Annotated in this window: 11 protein-coding genes and 5 pseudogenes; 5 read left to right on the forward strand and 11 right to left on the reverse strand. The window is 69.7% G+C overall.

The genetic code is table 11. From position 1 onward, the window contains the following. Positions 1 to 13 precede the first annotated feature (13 nt). Positions 14 to 1,213, forward strand: a pseudogene (gene chrA, locus OJJOAM_RS24435) (chromate efflux transporter); the annotation flags it as partial. A gap of 330 nt (positions 1,214 to 1,543) precedes the next feature. Then, positions 1,544 to 2,248: pseudogene (locus OJJOAM_RS24440) on the forward strand (UdgX family uracil-DNA binding protein); the annotation flags it as partial. On the opposite strand, the gene OJJOAM_RS24445 reads toward OJJOAM_RS24440, so the two are convergent. The 6 genes and pseudogenes from OJJOAM_RS24445 to OJJOAM_RS24470 all read right to left on the reverse strand — a co-directional run bounded on the left by OJJOAM_RS24445 (position 2,245) and on the right by OJJOAM_RS24470 (position 8,152). Continuing rightward, a complete protein-coding gene (locus OJJOAM_RS24445) occupies positions 2,245 to 2,628 on the reverse strand; it encodes a Na+/H+ antiporter subunit G (RefSeq protein ID WP_422650182.1) in 384 nt (127 codons plus the stop codon). The pseudogene OJJOAM_RS24440 and the gene OJJOAM_RS24445 sit on opposite strands and share 4 nt — an antisense overlap. A 10-nt stretch (positions 2,629 to 2,638) precedes the next feature. Next, entirely contained in the window at positions 2,639 to 2,914 is a 276-nt protein-coding gene (locus OJJOAM_RS24450) for a K+/H+ antiporter subunit F (RefSeq protein ID WP_422650183.1), read from the reverse strand. Then, positions 2,899 to 3,402: a Na+/H+ antiporter subunit E gene (locus OJJOAM_RS24455; RefSeq protein WP_422650184.1), complete on the reverse strand. Its 504-nt coding sequence runs from the start codon at positions 3,400 to 3,402 to the stop codon at positions 2,899 to 2,901. Before OJJOAM_RS24455 ends, OJJOAM_RS24450 begins: the two co-directional genes overlap by 16 nt. Continuing rightward, entirely contained in the window at positions 3,399 to 4,949 is a 1,551-nt protein-coding gene (locus tag OJJOAM_RS24460) for a monovalent cation/H+ antiporter subunit D (protein WP_422650185.1), read from the reverse strand. Before OJJOAM_RS24460 ends, OJJOAM_RS24455 begins: the two co-directional genes overlap by 4 nt. Positions 4,950 to 5,116: 167 nt before the next feature. Next, positions 5,117 to 5,437: pseudogene (locus tag OJJOAM_RS24465) on the reverse strand (Na+/H+ antiporter subunit C); the annotation flags it as partial. Continuing rightward, positions 5,437 to 8,152: pseudogene (locus tag OJJOAM_RS24470) on the reverse strand (monovalent cation/H+ antiporter subunit A). The pseudogenes OJJOAM_RS24470 and OJJOAM_RS24465, both read right to left, overlap by 1 nt. Between OJJOAM_RS24470 and OJJOAM_RS24475 the strand changes: the two are divergent. Next, positions 8,067 to 8,345, forward strand: coding sequence for a hypothetical protein (locus tag OJJOAM_RS24475; RefSeq protein ID WP_422651088.1), 279 nt, complete (start codon positions 8,067 to 8,069; stop codon positions 8,343 to 8,345). The pseudogene OJJOAM_RS24470 and the gene OJJOAM_RS24475 overlap by 86 nt on opposite strands. 282 nt (positions 8,346 to 8,627) lie before the next feature. Further along, a complete protein-coding gene (locus tag OJJOAM_RS24480) occupies positions 8,628 to 9,056 on the forward strand; it encodes a hypothetical protein (protein WP_043437284.1) in 429 nt (142 codons plus the stop codon). Positions 9,057 to 9,245: 189 nt separating this feature from the next. Here the strand turns inward: OJJOAM_RS24480 and OJJOAM_RS24485 are convergent, their stop codons facing one another. The 5 genes and pseudogenes from OJJOAM_RS24485 to OJJOAM_RS24505 form a co-directional block, all read right to left on the reverse strand. Next, positions 9,246 to 9,461 carry a hypothetical protein gene (locus OJJOAM_RS24485; protein ID WP_422650186.1) on the reverse strand — a complete coding sequence of 72 codons (216 nt, stop codon included), beginning with the start codon at positions 9,459 to 9,461 and terminating at the stop codon, positions 9,246 to 9,248. Between the two features lie 36 nt (positions 9,462 to 9,497). Further along, complete coding sequence (locus OJJOAM_RS24490) at positions 9,498 to 9,947, reverse strand: PA2169 family four-helix-bundle protein (RefSeq protein WP_053823726.1); 450 nt, start codon at positions 9,945 to 9,947, stop codon at positions 9,498 to 9,500. Positions 9,948 to 10,165: 218 nt separating this feature from the next. Then, complete coding sequence (gene ribA / locus OJJOAM_RS24495; protein WP_149318165.1) at positions 10,166 to 10,762, reverse strand: GTP cyclohydrolase II; 597 nt, start codon at positions 10,760 to 10,762, stop codon at positions 10,166 to 10,168. A 211-nt stretch (positions 10,763 to 10,973) separates the two neighbouring features. Next, positions 10,974 to 12,402 (reverse strand): annotated as a pseudogene (gene cls / locus OJJOAM_RS24500) (cardiolipin synthase). A gap of 275 nt (positions 12,403 to 12,677) precedes the next feature. Continuing rightward, positions 12,678 to 14,522, reverse strand: coding sequence for a phosphodiesterase (locus OJJOAM_RS24505; protein ID WP_422650187.1), 1,845 nt, complete (start codon positions 14,520 to 14,522; stop codon positions 12,678 to 12,680). Between the two features lie 524 nt (positions 14,523 to 15,046). On the opposite strand from OJJOAM_RS24505, the gene OJJOAM_RS24510 reads away from it, so the two are divergent. Further along, positions 15,047 to 16,549, forward strand: coding sequence for a methyl-accepting chemotaxis protein (locus OJJOAM_RS24510; RefSeq protein ID WP_422650188.1), 1,503 nt, complete (start codon positions 15,047 to 15,049; stop codon positions 16,547 to 16,549). The last annotated feature ends 98 nt before the right edge of the window (positions 16,550 to 16,647 follow it).

Below are 16,647 nucleotides of genomic sequence, written 5' to 3' on the forward strand. Positions count from 1 at the left end.
GGAGCCAGAACCGATGCCGGCCACCGACGGCCATAGCCTCGCCCCGAACCGGCGCCCGGTGTGGGAGGTGTTCCTGGCCTTCCTGCGGCTGGGACTGACCTCCTTCGGCGGGCCGGTCGCGCATCTGGGCTATTTTCATCAGGAATTCGTGGTGCGCCGGCGCTGGTTCGGCGAGCGCGCCTATGCCGATCTGGTCGCGCTGTGCCAGTTCCTGCCGGGCCCGGCCAGCAGCCAGGTCGGCATGGCGATCGGGCTGTCGCGCGCGGGCTTTGCCGGCATGCTGGCGGCCTGGGTCGGCTTCACGCTCCCGTCGGCCATCGCGCTGATCCTGTTCGCGCTGACCCTGTCGACCTGGGGCAATGTGCTGCCCGCCGGCATGCTGGCCGGGCTGAAGATCGTCGCGGTGGCGGTGGTCGCGCAGGCGGTCTGGGGCATGGGCCGCTCGCTGTGCCCGGATCGCCCCCGCGCGACCATTGCCGCGGTGGCGGCCTGCGTGGTCGTGCTGGTGCCCGGGGCGCTGGCCCAGGTCGCGGTGATGGCGGCGGCCGCGCTCCTCGGCCGCGCGATGCTCAAGAGTGCCCCGGCCGCCGAGCACGAGGCCTTGCCGATCGCGGTCGACCGCCGGGTCGGCGCGCTGCTGCTGTCGGTCTTCGCCGCGCTGCTGGCGCTGCTGCCGCTGGCCGCGCAGGCCTGGCCCGGCCACACTCTGGCGCTGGCCGATGCCTTCTACCGCGCCGGCTCGCTGGTGTTCGGCGGTGGCCACGTGGTGCTGCCGCTGCTGCAGGCCGCGGTGGTTCCCACCGGCTGGGTCGACAACGACGCCTTCCTGGCCGGCTACGGCGCGGCGCAGGCGGTACCCGGTCCGCTGTTCACCTTCGCTGCCTTCCTCGGCGCGGCGATGCGGATCGAGCCGAGCGGCTGGGCCGGCGCCGTCCTGTGCCTCGTCGCCATCTTCCTGCCTTCCTTCCTGCTGGTCGCCGGCGCCCTGCCGTTCTGGGAGCGGCTGCGCCGCAGTCCACATGCCCAGGGCACATTGGCCGGCGTCAATGCGGCGGTGGTCGGCGTGCTGCTGGCGGCCTTGTACGATCCGGTCTGGACCAGCGCGATCCACCGCCCGGCCGACTTCGCGCTCGCGCTCGCGGCGCTGGTGGCGCTGATGTTCTGGAAGCTGCCGCCGTGGCTGGTGGTGGTGGCCTGCGCGCTCGGCGGCTGGGGGGTTGTCGCTGTTGCCGCTCTGATCCGGCCCTATCCCGTCCGAGCCGATCGGATAGGAATCGGGGGATCGGGCTCGGACTCGGACTCGGACTCGGGCATCGGCATCGGCATCGGCATCGGCATCGGCATCGGCATCCGCATCCGCATCCGCATCCGCATCCGCATCGAGGATAGGGGCTCGGCACCGTTGGCATGCGGCGTGCTTGAAACTGACAACGCGGCTCGCCAGCACCGCTGCCCACGCGCCATGTCCTCGCCATCCCGCCCCACTTCTCCCGACGAAGCGCAAGACCCCGCGCCGGAACCGTCCGACCAGCGGCCGGCCACGCTCGATGCCTGCCGCCGCTGCGACCTGTGGCGCAATGCCACCCACGGTGTGCCCGGCGACGGCCCGACACCGGCGCCCGTGATGGTGGTCGGCGAGCAGCCCGGCAATCAGGAGGATCTCGCCGGCAAGGCCTTCGTCGGGCCCGCCGGCCGGCTGCTCGACGAAGCGTTCGAGAAGGCCGGCTTGTCGCGCGAGTCGGTATTCCTGACCAATGCGGTCAAACATTTCAAATGGGAGTTGCGCGGCAAGCGGCGCTTGCACAAGACCCCGGCACAACGCGAGATCGAGGCCTGCGGCTATTGGCTCGAGGACGAATTCGAACGGGTGGCGCCGCGCGTGGTGGTGGCGCTCGGCGCGACGGCGCTGAAGGCCGTGCTGGGCGTCAAGGCGACGGCGCTGCGCAAGGTGCTGGGCCAGCCGATCGAGCACGAAGGCCGCACCGTGATACCGACCTACCACCCGTCCTATGCGCTGCGCGTGCCCGATCCCGTGGCGCGCGAGGCCGCCTTCGATGAGATCGTCGCGGCATTGAAGCTGGCCGCGAAGTTCAGCGGCAAGGCGGCGCGCAAGGGCGCCGGCAAGACGGTCGCAAAACGGGCCGCTGCCGCCAAGTCGGCGTCGGCGTCCGCGCCCAGGGCCGCACCCAAGCCGCCCGGGCCTGAACCCAAGCCAAAACCAAAACCAAAACCCGCCGCGGAACCCTAACGCCCTTCGATGCCGTCATCGTCCTCGGGCACGGACTCGGCGCCGCGGTCGGTCAGCCAAGGCCGGCCGCGCGTGACCGGATGGACCGGCACCCGTTGCTGCATCGCCGCCTTGGCCAGCATATGCGCGCTGATCGGCGCGGTCAGGAACAGGAAGGCGGTCAGCAGGATCTCGTGCAGGCTCCAGCCCTCTCTCACGCTGCTGAAGTAGACGACGGACCCGATCACCACGCCGCCGACGCCGAGCGTGGTCGACTTGGTCGGCCCGTGCAGCCGCATGAAAAAGTCCGGCAGGCGCAGCAGGCCGATCGCGCCGACCAGCGTGAACAGACTGCCGATCAGCAGCAGCGCGCAGACGATGGCCTCGAGATAGAACGGCATCGCGGGCTCCCTACTTCAGCTCGATGATGTCGCCGCGCTGCAGATACTTGGTCAGCGCGACCGTGCCGATGAAGCCCATCACCGCGAGCAGCAGCGCCACCTCGAAGAACTGCGACGAGCCGAGCCAGATGCCGAACACCACGATCAGCGCGATCGCATTGATGTTCAGCGTGTCGAGCGCGACGATGCGGTCCGGCAAGGTCGGGCCGATCAGCAGGCGCAGCAGCGTCAGCAGGAAGGCGATGCCGAGCATCGCCAGCGAAATCGGAATCACGATGGCAAGCATAGGAAGATCTCCCTCAAGGGCGCCTCGTAGCGCGACTTGATGCGCGCGATCATGTCGTCCGCATCGTCCAGATCCAACACATGGATCAGCAGGCAGCGGCGATCGTCGCTCAGTTCGGCGCAGACGGTGCCCGGGCTCAGGGACACGATGCTGATCAGCGCGGTCAGCGCGATCTCGTGCTCGGACTCGAGCGGAAGCTCGATAAAGGCCGGCTGCAGGCGCGGCCCACGCACCAGCACCAGCCAGGCGACATGCACGTTGGCGACGACGATGTCGACCGCGACATGCCAGATCAGTCGCAACGCGAGCCACGGCCGCGCCAGCCGCAGCGGCCGCAGCCACAGCCGCCGGCCGACGCGCAGGCCGATGGCCCAGGCCAGCAGCGCGCCCAGCAGCCAGTCGCCCGGCGCGGCGGCATTGCCGAGCAGCAGCCAGACCGCGAGCAGCATCGCGCTGAGCCAGGGATGGGGCAACAGGCGCCGCATCATCGTGCCGGCTCCGTCGGCGCGCCCAGCACCGCGCGCGTGTAGGCGGCGCGGTCGAACAGCTGCAGCGCGGTGGCATCCAGATAGCCGGACAAGGGCCGCGCGAACACGACCAGCGCCACACTGCACGCCAGCAGCAGCGCGCAGCAGACCAGCTTGGCCGCGTCCGGCCGGCGCACCGGCGGCGTACTGGCCTCGGGCCGCGTCGCCATGCCGTGCTCGTGCGCGGCGGCGGCTGCCGGCCCCTGCCACAGCAGCCGGCTGCCGGTGCGGCTGATCGCGACGATCAGCGCCAGGCTCGACACCAGTACCGCCGGCCACAGCACCGCCGCGCCGTTCCACTCGCCATACAGCGGCACCGCCTGCATCAGCATCACCTTGCCGATGAAGCCCGACAGCGGCGGCAGGCCTACCACGGCGATCGCGGCGGTCAGGTACAGCGTGCCGGCCAGCCGCGAAATGCCGCCGCCGACGGGCATCCTGCCGGACGGCATCTCGAGCGAATCGGCCAGCAGGAACAGCGCGGCGGTGCCCACCGTGGTGCTGGCGAGGTAGTACAGCGTCGCGCTCCAGGCCTGCGGCGTCTGGATCGAGACGCCGGCGCACAGCAGTCCGACCGACACCAGTACCAGATAACCGGTCAGCCGCTTCATCGAACGCGCCGCCAGTGCACCGCATGCGGCCAGCACCATCGTCACGATCGCAAGCCACCACAGCCAATGGTGCATGAAGCCGCCGAACCAGCCGCGCCCGCCGTCGAACAGCAGCGCATGGCAGCGCAGGATCGCGTAGATGCCGACCTTGGTCATGATCGCGAACAACGCGGCCACCGGCCCCGCCGCCGCGGCATAGGCGCGCGGGAGCCAGAAGGACAGCGGAAAGATCGCCGCCTTCAGCCCGAACACCAGCATCAGCATCGCGCCGGCCGCCAGCGCCAGCGGCACCTCCGCTGGCGCCAGCCGCGCCAGCCGCTCGCCGAGATCGGCCATGTTCAGCGTGCCCGTGATGCCGTACAGCACGCCGATCGCCAGCAGGAAGAACGAGGAGCCGACCAGGTTGAGCACGACGTAGTGGAGGCCGGCGCCAATCCGCTCGCTGCCGCCGCCATGGACCAGCAGCGCGTACGAGGCGATCAGCAGGATCTCGAAGAACACGAACAGATTGAACAGATCGCCGGCCAGAAAGGCGCCGTTCAGGCCCATCAGCTGGAACTGGAACAACGCGTCGAAATGCCGGCCGGCACGGGTATCGCGTTCGCCCGCGCTGAGCACCGCGGCCGCGCCGAGCAGCGCCGTCAACAGCAGCATCAGCGCCGCCAGCCGGTCCAGCTGCAGCACGATGCCGAACGGCGCGGCCCAGTTACCGAGAGCGTAGACCGCGATATTGCCGCTGGCCGCCTGGCCCACCAGGCCGGCCGCGATCGGCAGCAGCGCCAGCGTGGCCAGCACGCCGAGCCAGCGCGAGCGGGCGCGCCAGCGGGCCGGCATCACCACCAGCAGGCCGCCGCAGAACAGCGGCAGCAGGATGGGCAGCAGCATGGCGTGGTTCATCGCGCCTCCTCGCTGGCCGGGGATGGCGCGGTCGATGACGCCGTCGATGGTCCCGTTGGTGGCGCCGTTGGTGGCGCCGTCGACGGCGATGCCGAGCGCGCGCGCTCGGCATCCTCCGGACGTTCGGGCCCCGGCGGCTGCCCGGATGCCGCCGACGATGGATCGGCCGGCTCGTCGCCGTCCACATGGTCGCTGCCGCGCAGCGCACGCGAACGCAACGCCAGCACCATGATGAAGGCCGTCATCGCGAAGCCGATCACGATCGCGGTCAGCACCAGCGCCTGCGGCAACGGGTCCGCATACTGCGCGCCGGGCGCGATGATCGGCGGCTTGCCGGTGGTCAGCCGGCCCATGCCGAGCAGGAACAGCGTGACCGCATAGGTCAGCAGCGTCAGCCCGAGCACCACCGAGAAGGTGCGGGCGCGCAGCACCAGGTAGATCCCGCAGGCGGCGAGCACGCCGATGGCGGCGGCGAACAGGGCTTCCATCAGGCGGCCTCCGCGATCTCGCGCGCGGCGGCCACCCGCTTGTCCCGCACGCCCAGGTGGGACACGATCAGCAGCACGGTGCCGACCACGGTCAGATAGACGCCCAGGTCGAACAGCAAGGCGGTCGCCAGTTCGATCTCGCCGATCCAGGGCAGAGGGAAGTGGCCGAAGGCGGTGGTCAGGTACGGATAGCCGAACGCCCAGCTGCCCAAGCCCACCAGCCCGGCGATCAGGATGCCGGCGCCCGCGATGGCGCGATGATGCAGCGTGATGCGCGACTCGGTCCACAGCACGCCGCTGGCGATGTACTGCAGCAGCAGCGCCACCGCGGTGATCAGCGCGGCGACGAAGCCGCCGCCGGGCAACTGGTGCCCGCGCAGCAGCATGAAGATCGCCACCAGCATCGTCAGCGGCAGCATCAGCCGCGCCAGGATCGCGAGCAGCAGCGGATGGCTCTGGCGCGACCACGGCATGTCGTTGGGGCCGGCCGTCGGCGCCGGCAGGCGCAGGCCCTTGAGCAGCGCATGCACGCCGAGGCCGGCGATCAGCAGCACGCAGATCTCGCCCAGCGTATCGAAGCCGCGGAAATCGACCAGGATCACGTTGACGACGTTATGCCCGCCACCGCCCGGCACGCTCTGCGCGATGAAGAAATCGGCGATGGTCTGGTGCGGGCGCGTCATCACTGCGAACGCGGCCACGCCCACGGTGCCGCCGCCGGCCAGCGCCAGTGCGGCATCGCGCAGATGCCGCGCGGTGCCCGCCCGCTCCGGCAGGTCGACCGGCAGGAAGTACAGCGCCAGCACCAGCAGGATGATGGTGACCACTTCGACCGAGATCTGCGTCAGCGCCAGGTCCGGCGCCGAGAAACGCGTAAAGGCCAGCGCCACCATCAGCCCGCACAGGCTCGCCATCAGCAGCGCCACCACGCGCTGCCGGCGCGCCGCGACCACGGCGATGGCGCCGATCGCCAGCAGGGCGAGGCCGGCCGCCGTGACCGGATCCACCGGGGAGAGCGGCGCCGGGCCCTGGGCCTGCTCGAGCTCGAACAGATAGCGGGCCGGCAGCAGCACCATCGCCGCGATGGCGAAGGCCAGATAGCGCTGCAGCGAGCCGTTCTCGAACAGCAGCGCCACGCGGCCGGCGGCGCGCTCGATGCGTTCGACCGCATCCTCGAAGCGGTCGCGCGCGTTCAGCTGTGGCAGCTTCGCGTGATAGTGGCGGAAGGAATCGCGGCGCAGGAAGAACAGCGCGCCGCCCGCCGCCATCGACAGGGCGCTCATCGCCAGCGGCAGATTGAAGCCATGCCAGGGGCTCAGGCTGTAGATCGGCAGCGGCGCGCCCATGGTGCCGCGCGCGGCCGCATCGAGCAGGCCGCCGACGGTGTGGTTGGGGAAGAGCCCCACCACCAGGCACGTGACCACCAGGATCTCGACCGGGATCTTCATCCAGCGCGGCGGCTCGTGCGGCGGATGATGGGGCAGGTCGTCGGGTTCGCCGTCGAAGAACACGCCATGGATGAAGCGCAGCGAGTACGCCACCGTCAGCGCGCCGGCGGCGGTCGCCAGCGCCGGAATGGTCCAGTTGAACGGACCGAGCAGGCCTTGCGCCAGCGTCTCGCCGAAGAACATCTCCTTGGAGAGGAAGCCGTTGAGCAGCGGCACGCCGGCCATCGCCAGCGACGCGACGATGGCCAGCAGCGCGGTGTGCGGCATGTAGCGGCGCAGCCCGCGCAGGCGGCCCAGGTCGCGCGTGCCGGTCTCGTGGTCGATGATGCCGGCGGCCATGAACAGCGAGGCCTTGAACACCGCGTGGTTCATGATGTGGAACAGCGCGGCCACCGTGCTCAGGCCGGTGTCGAGACCGAACAGCAGCGTGATCAGGCCCAGGTGGCTGATGGTCGAATACGCCAGCAGCCCCTTCAGGTCCCGCTGCAGCAGCGCCATGCCGGCGCCAACCACCAGCGTGGCAAGGCCGGTCAGGCTCAGCATGTAGAACCACCAGTCGGTGCCCTCGAGCACCGGATACAGCCGCGCCAGCAGGGAACACGCCGGCCTTGACCATGGTGGCCGAATGCAGATACGCCGAGACCGGCGTCGGTGCCGCCATCGCGTGGGGCAGCCAGAAGTGGAACGGAAACTGCGCCGATTTGGTGAAGACCGCGAGCAGCACCAGCACGATCATCGGCGGATACAGCGGGTGTTTCTGCACGGTGCCTGCGCTGGCGATCACGTCGGACAGCTCCATGCTGCCGCAGATATGGCCGAGCAGCAGCACCCCGGCGAGCAGCGCGAGCCCGCCGCCGCCGGTGATCGTCAGCGCCATGCGCGCGCCCTTGCGCGCATCGGAGCGATACGACCAGAAGCCGATCAGCAGGAAGGAGACGATGCTGGTCAATTCCCAGAACACGACCAGCAGCAGCAGATTGCTCGACAGCACCACGCCGAGCATCGCCGCCATGAACAGCAGCAGCAACGCGAAGAAGCGCGCGGTCGATTGGCTGCGCGACAGGTAATAGCGCGCGTACAGCAGCACCAGCAGGCCGATGCCGAGCACCAGCAACGAGAAGGCGAAGGACAGGCCGTCCAGGCGGAAGCTCAGCGCGAAGCCCAGGCCGTCGAGCCACGGCATGCGCCAGGCCAGCACCTCGCCGCTGAAGATCTCGTGCCGCACGCTGGCCAGCAGGGCCAGTCCGAGCATCGGCGTGCCCAGCACCAGCGGCGCGGTCAGCGCGCGCAGATGGCGGCCGACCAGCGGCGTCAGCATCGCCGCGACCAGCGGCAAGGCGATCAGCCACAGCATCACCATCTGTCGTCTCCGGCAGAGGGTGCGGGAAGGCGAAGGGAAGGCGGCGGACCCAGCCGCGCCGAGCATCGTGTGCGCAACATGCGGCTATTGTGCCCCATGACACCGCCGTCGCGGCAATCGTTATGTCTGCCCTAAAAATAATTCACATCGAATCCGGGCCATTGAGCGCGCGCCTGCATGCCGCACCGGGTGTGTCACCGCATTCCAAAGATCGCGGCCATTCGGGATAGCACGAGGTTGGATCGCCCCCCGGCGCCTACATATACTGGCATGCGGCCTGCATCGACGGCCGCACGACGCATCGTCCACGAGCAAGCACACGCACCGCGCCGCTACCCCTGTCGCGCGGGACGACCGCACAACACCGAACCGGGAGCGGAGAATGGGGATGCTGACTGAAGAACAATACCAAGCCACGCAGGAATCGCGCCGCGCCGGACTGCGCGCGCTGCGCGCCGCGCTGCTGAAATCCCACAAGGAGATCATCCAGCACGACCGTAACGAATATGAACGCCTCTATGGCCCGATCCCCGCGGGCCAGTTCGTGCAGATCGTCACCGAGGACAACTACTTCCGCTGGCTCGACCCGCTGTCGCGCCTGATCGTCGAGATCGACGAGGAGCTCGACGGGCCCAAGCACCACGACGGCACCTGCCGCGCGGTCGCCGAGGCGGCGGCGCGGCTGTTCAGCACGCAGGGCGACCCGGCGTTCCGCGAGCGCTATCACGAGGCGCTGCAGGACGAGCCCGCGGTCACCGTGGCGCACGGGCAACTGATGTCGGTAATCGCACAACTTCGCAAGCTGCCCTAGCGGACGCACAAGACAAGACGCGGGAGCCTTGCGGCTCCCGCGTTTCGCTTTTGCGCGCACGGCCGGCAGCGGGCGCCGCCGATCGCGCGGCCGATCGCTCAGCCGATCGCTCAGCCAATCGCTCGACCAGCCGCGCGACCAGCCGCGCGACCAAGACTCGCGGCCAATCGCCGCGGCCCGTCCGGTCGATCAGTCCGCGCCGCCGGCCTTGCCGCCCTTGCGTTCCTTGCCGGACTGCCCTTCGCTGTCGTCCTTATCGGGCTCGACCGCGATCGGATCGCTGGCCGGGAACGTTTCCTCCAGCGCCTCGTCGAGGTTGCGCTCGGTATGGTCCTCGGCCGCCCCGCCCTCGCCTTGCTGGCCGGAGCGGGGAACCGCGGTGTCGGGCTTGCCGGGCTGGCTCATCGTCTGTCTCCTTCGCGTGGCGGCGGCCGAGGCCGCTCAGGTCGCGCGATAGCGATTGCGCAGGTCGCGCACCAGGTCATGGTTGCGCAGCACGCCGTGATACTGGCGTTCGATCAGCGCGCGCACTTCGAAGCTCAGATCGTCGTGCTGGAGGGCGTCCGCGTATTTCTTCTTGGCCACGTCCTCGCCGCGCTCGCATTCCTCCAGGATAGACAGATCGGTGCGGTTCGCGACCGCGCTGCGCAGGCTGACCCAGCCGCGATGCAACGCGCCGGCCACGCTGCCGCCCTCTTCCGGCCGGCCGCCCAGCGCGATCACCTGCGACTGCAGCTCGCGGATGGCGGCGCCGATCTCGGTCGCGCGGCTGGTGAACAGTTCCTTCAGCTCAGGATTGGTGGCGTCCTCGGCGGCCTTCAGAAAGCCTTGCTCGCCGTCGCGCGACACCTCGATCAGATCGTTGAGCACATCGACGTTCTTGTCTGCCATGGCGACTCCTCGTTATCGTGATGCCGCCGCATGCCGCGGCGGCGGTTGCAGAACGGTTGCAGCGAGGCTGCAAAACGGCGCGCACCGCGTGCGGTGCGACCATGCCTTCACGATAAGAGAAGCGGCGGGTGCGGACTGTAAGCAGGCCGCGTGAGAAGCTGTCGGCCGATGCCTACAGGGTTGCCCCCAAGGACGGCGAGCGCATGCGCGGCGCGACGTCAGTCGAGCAGATGCCCGAGCCGCACGCGCTTGGTGGCCAGGTATTTTTCGTTCTCGGCGTTGGCCGGCACGCTGTGGCGCACCTGCTCGAGCACGGTGATGCCGGCCTCTTCGAGCTGCTGCCGCTTGCGCGGATTGTTGCTCATCAGCCGGATCGACTTGACGCCCCACTGGCGCAGCAGGTCGGCGGCGAAGGCATAGGTGCGCGAGTCGACCGCCTGCCCCAGCGCCAGATTGGCATCGACCGTGTCGAGCCCGCCATCCTGCAGGCTGTACGCGCGGATCTTGTGGCCCAGGCCGATGCCGCGCCCTTCGTGGCCGCGCAGATACAGCAGGATGCCGCGGCCTTCTTCGGCGATGCGCTCCATCGCCAGCGCCAGCTGCTCGCCGCAATCGCAGCGGCACGAACCGAATACGTCGCCGGTCAGGCATTCCGAATGCAGCCGCGTCAACACGCCCTCGCCGGCGATGTCGCCGACGCTGAGCGCCAGGTGTTCCGTCCCGCTGGTCGCGCCCTTGAAGGCGTGAGCGGTGAACTCGCCGAAGCGGGTCGGCAGCCGTGCCGAACCGATCAGCGTGATTTCCGTGTCGTTCATATCATCTTGCCAATGCGTGTGCGCCGGATGCCGTGGCAGCGGCCGGGATGGGGTCCCGGGGGGAGTCCGCTGCCGGCTGGGTGATGCCGGCCGATGGCCCCTTCCAGGGCGGCGCCTGACGGCAAGGATACCGCGAATCGGAAAAATGCCGCTCGGCGCGCCGTGCCGGGCCCTTCACCCCTGCCGCGCTTGCCGGCCCATCGAGCAACGGCTACAGGATCGGCGCGAACAGCTTGGCCACATGCATCGCCACGCGGCGCGGCCCCGGCGCGGCCAGGTATTCGTCGCGGCCGATCTCGCGTGCCTGGGCAAAATCGGCCAGCAGCATCCCCTCGACCTGGCTCGCGAAGGCGCGATCGGCCGTCATCACCGTCAGCTCGAAATTGAGCCGGAACGAGCGGTTGTCCAGGTTCGCGGTGCCGACCGCGGCGAGCTCGTCGTCGATCAACATGACCTTCTGATGCAGGAAGCCCGGGATATAGCGATAGATGCGGATGCCCGCGCCGATCGCCTGGTAGGCATACAGCGTCGAGGCGGCGAACACCACCTTGTGGTCGGCGCGTCCCGGCATCAGGATGCGCACGTCGACGCCGCGCAGCACCGCCAGCCGCAGCACCGCGAACACCGCCTCGTCGGGCACGAAGTACGGCGTGGTGATCCACAGCCGGTTGCGCGCGGCCTGGATCGCCTCGACGAAGAACAGCGAACAGGTCTCCTGCGAATCGGCCGGGCCGCTCGGCACCACCTGGCACACCATCGCGCCGGCCGGCTCGGACGGCGGCAGCAACAGCGTCGGCACTTCGCGCGAGGCCCAGTACCAGTCCTCGGCGAAGGTCATCTGCAGGTCCAGCACCGCCGGTCCGCGCACCTCGATATGGGTATCGCGCCATGGCGCCAGCGGCGGCCTGCGGCCCATGTATTCGTTGCCGACATTGTGGCCGCCGATGAAGGCGCGTTCGCCATCGACCACCACCAGCTTGCGGTGATTGCGGAAGTTCAGCTGGAAGCGATTGACGAAGCCGCGGTGCGGCGCGAACGCGCTGACCTTGACGCCGCACTCCGCCATGCGCCGAACGTAGTGGCCCGGCAAAGGCGTGGCAGCCGATGCTGTCGTACAGGAAATAGATCTCGACGCCGGCGGCCGCCCGCTCGCACAGCAGTGCCTGCAGCTCGCGCCCGAGCTCGTCGTCATGGACGATGAAGAACTGCACCAGCGCGACGCGGCGCGCGGACTTCAACGCGGCGAAGATCGCCTCGAAGGTGGCCTGTCCATTGACCAGCAGTTGCACATGATTGCCGGACAGGCAATGCAGCCCGGTCAGCCTTGGCAGTGCGCGCAGGCCCGGATGATGCGGCTGCCGGACGATGCAGGCCTCGCGTTCGCGCGGCTCCATGCCGTGGCGCAGCTCGCGCATCTGGGCGCGATAGAAGCGGCGCGCATTGACATAGCCGACGAAATTGCTGCTGCCGAACACCAGGTAAGGCACCAGCGCCAGATACGGTATCAGCAGCAGCGAACCGGCCCATGCGATCGCGCCGGGCGCGGTGCGGACCGTCATCACGGCATGCATGGCGGCGAACACGCCGATCACGTGGAAACACAGGACAATCGTCGCGACAACGCTGGTGCTCAATAACATCGGGCTGCCATCCGCTGCGGAATGCGGTTGAACGATGAACGGTGAACAGTGAACACTGAACTGCCGCGCATTGTGGCATAGGCGGCCCGCATCGCGCCCGTCCATGTATGCAACATGGACGCGCTCATGGCATCGGCGCCGCCCCCTGCATTTTTTTTAGGCAGTCCGATGGCGCGACGCGCCGGCGCGCGCCTGGCGCCGTGCCCGGTCGGGTTATCCACACAATCTGTGGATAACCCGAACGCCCGTTCGCGAGCCGGGCGCTTGCCGGCCGCTCAATGTGGACGGCCCTCGCTGCGCTCCTCCGACGGACCGCCCGGCCCCAGTGTCGGCGTCAGGTCGACCACCGCGAAACCGCTCGGGTCCTTCTTGGCATCGCGCTTGGCCGCGGCCGCGGCGGCGGCAATATGGCTGCTGCCGACGCGCCAGCCGTCGGTCTCGGTGCGGGCCACCCCGTGGGCCACGCGGACCGCGCCGATCGCCATGCTGACCATCGGGAAGAATGCGGTGCGGCCATGGCGGTCCTCGCCATGGATGCCCCCTGCCGCGCGATCGCCCGCGTCGTACAACTCGCGTGCGGCGCGATTGAAGCGCGCGATCGCGCCGCGCGCGCGCTGGTTCCAGTCCGGGCTCTGGTACAGCACCAGGAAGTCGTCGCCGCCGACATGCCCGAGGAAGTCGCGCACCGGGTCGCAGGCATCGGCCAGGATCGCGGCCGCGCCCTTGATCATCTCGTCGCCCTTCCAGTAGCCGTACTGATCGTTGAAGGGCTTGAAGTGGTTCAGGTCGACATAACAAGCGCAGAACGCCGCGCCCGCGTCGAGCAGCCGGTCGACATGCTGGTTCAGCGGGATGTTGCCCGGCAGGAAGGTCAGCGGATTGGCATAGCGCGCCGCCTCCATGCGGATCTCGGTGACGGCGCGGATCAGGTCCGCGCCGGTGCCCAGGCCCACATAGCGGCCGCCATCGGTGATGATGAAGCCGTCGGCCAGATAGCGCTGGTTGCCGCTGGCCAGGCTCTTGGCCATGGTCTCGATGGTGGCCTCGCGATCGAAGCAGACCGGCTCGCGATGCGCCATCAGGATGCAGGCCTTCTTGCCGTACAGCTCGCGATGGAACGGCGCGGCATAGCGGTCAATGAAGCTCTGCCGGTTGATGATGCCGATCGGCCTGCCCTCCGGATCGAGCACGGCCAGCGCATGCAGCCCGGGATGGGCGTGGAACAGCGCCAGCACCTCGTTGTTGGTCTGCTCCGGCCGCACGGTTGGCGCGCGCCGCAGCAGCTTGCCGGCATTCGGCCCGGTCCAGCCCGAGCGCACCACCTGCGGAAACACCGCGATCTGGCGCGAGCCCAGCGCCTGCACCACGTCCTGCGGCGGCGCCTGCGACGGCTCGGGCAAGGGCCGGCCGAGCAGATAGCCCTGGCCGAACGGCACGCCGAGATCGCGCAGCACCGCAAGCTCCTCGTTGTCCTCGATGCCTTCCGCAATCACGCTGATGCCGAGCGCATCGGCCAGGTTCAACACCGTGCGCATCAGTTCGAGCCGCCGCGAGCATGAGGCCACGCCGTGCACCAGCGACTTGTCGAGCTTGATGAATTGCGGCGTCAGCTGGACCAGCAGATCGAGGTTGGCATGGCCGGTGCCGAAGTCGTCCAGCGCATAGCGCAGTCCGAGATCGCGCAGCACCGCCATCGCGTCCGCGAACGCCGCCATGTCGCCGATGCGGGTCTGCTCGGTCAGCTCGATCACCACGCGCCCCGGGGCCACGGTGTTCGCCAGCAGCGCCGCCATGCCCCTGCCATGATCGGCCAGCAGATGGCGCAGCGTCATCGGACTGAAATTGACGAACAGCGCCCCGGGCAACTGCAGCTCGGCGAAGCGCGCCAGCGCGGCGCGGGCCGCCTGCACTTCCAGCGCCATGGTGTCGGCGGGGCTGACAGCGAGCCGGAACAGCGCTTCGGGCGAGGCCAGCGGCGAGCCCTCGGGTCCGCGCAACAGCGCCTCGTAGCCGAGCAGATCGGCCGACTCGAAGCGCACGATCGGCTGGAAGACGGCGCGCAGCGGCGGCAGACGCATCGGCGCGGCCGCTGCGGCGGGTTCGATCACGGCAACGGACATGGGGATCTCGACAACGGTGGCAAGGACGCCGGGGTGGACGCGGCGACGGCGTGTGTGGCCTCGCACCGGTATCGGCGGGGCGCCCCGGCAAGGCAGCCTATTTCATGACAGTCATATGACCGCCATATGACAACCCCGCCGCATGGCAGGACGTCACGGCAACGTCACATCGCCTCGCCAGCATGGGGCCCAAACAACAATTCACGGGCGCCGCATGCGGCGGGGGAAAACCATGTTGCAAGGATTCGGAACGGGGTGGCCGCGCTGGCGGTCGAGGTTCGGTTTGCGGTCGAGGACAGGCGCGGAGATCGCACCGATGATTGGCACCGCTGCCACGGCGGGAACGGCGCCAGCGGGCACGTCGCCATGGGGGGCCATCCGGGCCATCGGGGCCGGCGTGGCCATCCGAGCCATCGGAGTCCTCGGAGTCCTCGGAGTCCTCGGAGTCCTCGGAGTCCTCGCCTTCCTCGGCGGCCCGGCGGCGGCCACGCCTGCCGCTGGCCGCGCGCCTGGGCACGGCGTTCGTGCTGGTCTACCTGTTCGGCGCCGCGGCCGCGGTCAGCGGCATCGTCAATCTGGTCGCGTTGAAGGACAAGACCGACACGCTGTATCAGCGCGACATGCGCGGGTCGGTCGCAGCCGAGCGCGCCAAGTCCGCGCTGGCCGGCCTGGGGCACGCGCAGCTGGCGTTGACGATGGCCACCAGCACGGCCGAGCGCGATACCGCCGCGCAGCAGATTGCGCAGGCGCTGCGGACGCTCGACACCACGCTGGCCGGCGTCGCCCGCGCCGCGCCGGACCAGGCCGAAGCGGTGGCGCGCGAGCGCGCCACCGCGGCGCAGCTGATGCAGGGCTATGTCGAGCTGCTGCAAAAGCAGCCGCTCGACGCGCTGCAGTTCGACAGCGCGGTCTCCGTCGAGGGCCACTTCGTCGCCGAACAGCTGGCGAAGCTCGGCACGCAGATCGAGCAGGCGCGTGCCCGCCTGGAGAAGCAGGCCGCCGATACGGTCGCCTCGGTCTCGTCGAGCCAGGCGCGGGCGCAGTGGATCACGATGGCGATGCTGGCGGCGAGCCTGGCCGCCGCGGCGGTCCTGGCATGGCTGGCGGCACGCGCATTGCTGGCCGAGCTCGGCGGCGAGCCGCGCGAGGCGGCCGACGCCGCGCGGCGCATCGCCGCCGGCGACCTGACCGATGGCCAGCGCCTGCACCGGCGTGGCGCGCGCGGTCTGTTGCAGGACCTGGCCGCGATGCGCGAGGCGCTCGCCGCGATGCTGGCGCGCATTCAATCCTCGGCGCGCCAGATCCACGGCGCCAGCGAGCAGATCGCCGCCGCCAACCGCGACCTGTCCGAACGCACCGGCCGCCAGCTCGCCGCGGTCGAGGAGGCCGCCACCAGCATCGGCGAACTGCGCGGGCTGGTCGAGCAGATCCACGTGCGTGCCCACGAGTCCAGCGCGATGGCCAGCCAGGCGCGCGACGCGGTCGGTACCGGCAGTGCCGTGGTGCGCAGCATGCGTGCATCGATGGATGCGGTGCAGGCGCGCTCGCGCGACATCTCCGAAGTGGTGGGCGTGCTGCAGGGCATCGCCTTCCAGACCAATCTGCTGGCGCTCAACGCGGCGGTCGAGGCCGCGCGCGCCGGCGCGGCGGGCCGCGGCTTCGCCGTGGTCGCCAACGAAGTCCGCGCCCTGGCGCAACGCAGCGCGCAGTCGGCGCGCGATATCGGCGCGCTGCTCGGCGAGGCGACGCGCGACATCGAGGCCGGCGCCGGCCTCAGCGGCGAGGTCGAACAGGCGATGGCGGCGATCGAGCAGGCGGTGTTGCGCAGCCATACGCTGGCGGAGCGGCTCAATGGCCTGGCGGAGCAGCAGGCGGCGGGAATCGCGGTGGTCGACGGCGCCGTCGCGCGCCTGGACGGCACCAGCCGGCAGAACGCGGAACTGGTGACCACGGTGGCGCAGCAAGCCGAGTCCCTGGACTGGCAGGCCGGCGAACTGGCCGCCGATGTGGGGCGCTTCCGCTTCTGAGCCGGGCCCGTCGGCAGGCGAGGCGCTCCGCCGTCTTGGGACGGTGCTGGACGCATCCCGCAATGGGATTTGATTGTTCTGCAGTGCAGAACATCGAT

The sequence above is a fragment of the Cupriavidus sp. H18C1 genome (genome assembly GCF_049311595.1).
Taxonomy (GTDB): domain Bacteria; phylum Pseudomonadota; class Gammaproteobacteria; order Burkholderiales; family Burkholderiaceae; genus Cupriavidus; species Cupriavidus cauae.

Excerpts from the sequence above, each read along its gene's own strand:
- OJJOAM_RS24475 (WP_422651088.1), top strand. The coding sequence starts at position 8,067 with ATGCGCCAGGCCAGCACCTCGCCGCTGAAGATCTCGTGCCGCACGCTG.
- OJJOAM_RS24460 (WP_422650185.1), bottom strand. The coding sequence starts at position 4,949 with ATGAACCACGCCATGCTGCTGCCCATCCTGCTGCCGCTGTTCTGCGGC.
- OJJOAM_RS24450 (WP_422650183.1), bottom strand. The coding sequence starts at position 2,914 with ATGCTTGCCATCGTGATTCCGATTTCGCTGGCGATGCTCGGCATCGCC.
- ribA (WP_149318165.1), bottom strand. The coding sequence starts at position 10,762 with ATGAACGACACGGAAATCACGCTGATCGGTTCGGCACGGCTGCCGACC.
- OJJOAM_RS24490 (WP_053823726.1), bottom strand. The coding sequence starts at position 9,947 with ATGGCAGACAAGAACGTCGATGTGCTCAACGATCTGATCGAGGTGTCG.
- OJJOAM_RS24480 (WP_043437284.1), top strand. The coding sequence starts at position 8,628 with ATGGGGATGCTGACTGAAGAACAATACCAAGCCACGCAGGAATCGCGC.
- OJJOAM_RS24445 (WP_422650182.1), bottom strand. The coding sequence starts at position 2,628 with ATGCCGTTCTATCTCGAGGCCATCGTCTGCGCGCTGCTGCTGATCGGC.
- OJJOAM_RS24455 (WP_422650184.1), bottom strand. The coding sequence starts at position 3,402 with ATGATGCGGCGCCTGTTGCCCCATCCCTGGCTCAGCGCGATGCTGCTC.
- OJJOAM_RS24505 (WP_422650187.1), bottom strand. The coding sequence starts at position 14,522 with ATGTCCGTTGCCGTGATCGAACCCGCCGCAGCGGCCGCGCCGATGCGT.
- OJJOAM_RS24485 (WP_422650186.1), bottom strand. The coding sequence starts at position 9,461 with ATGAGCCAGCCCGGCAAGCCCGACACCGCGGTTCCCCGCTCCGGCCAG.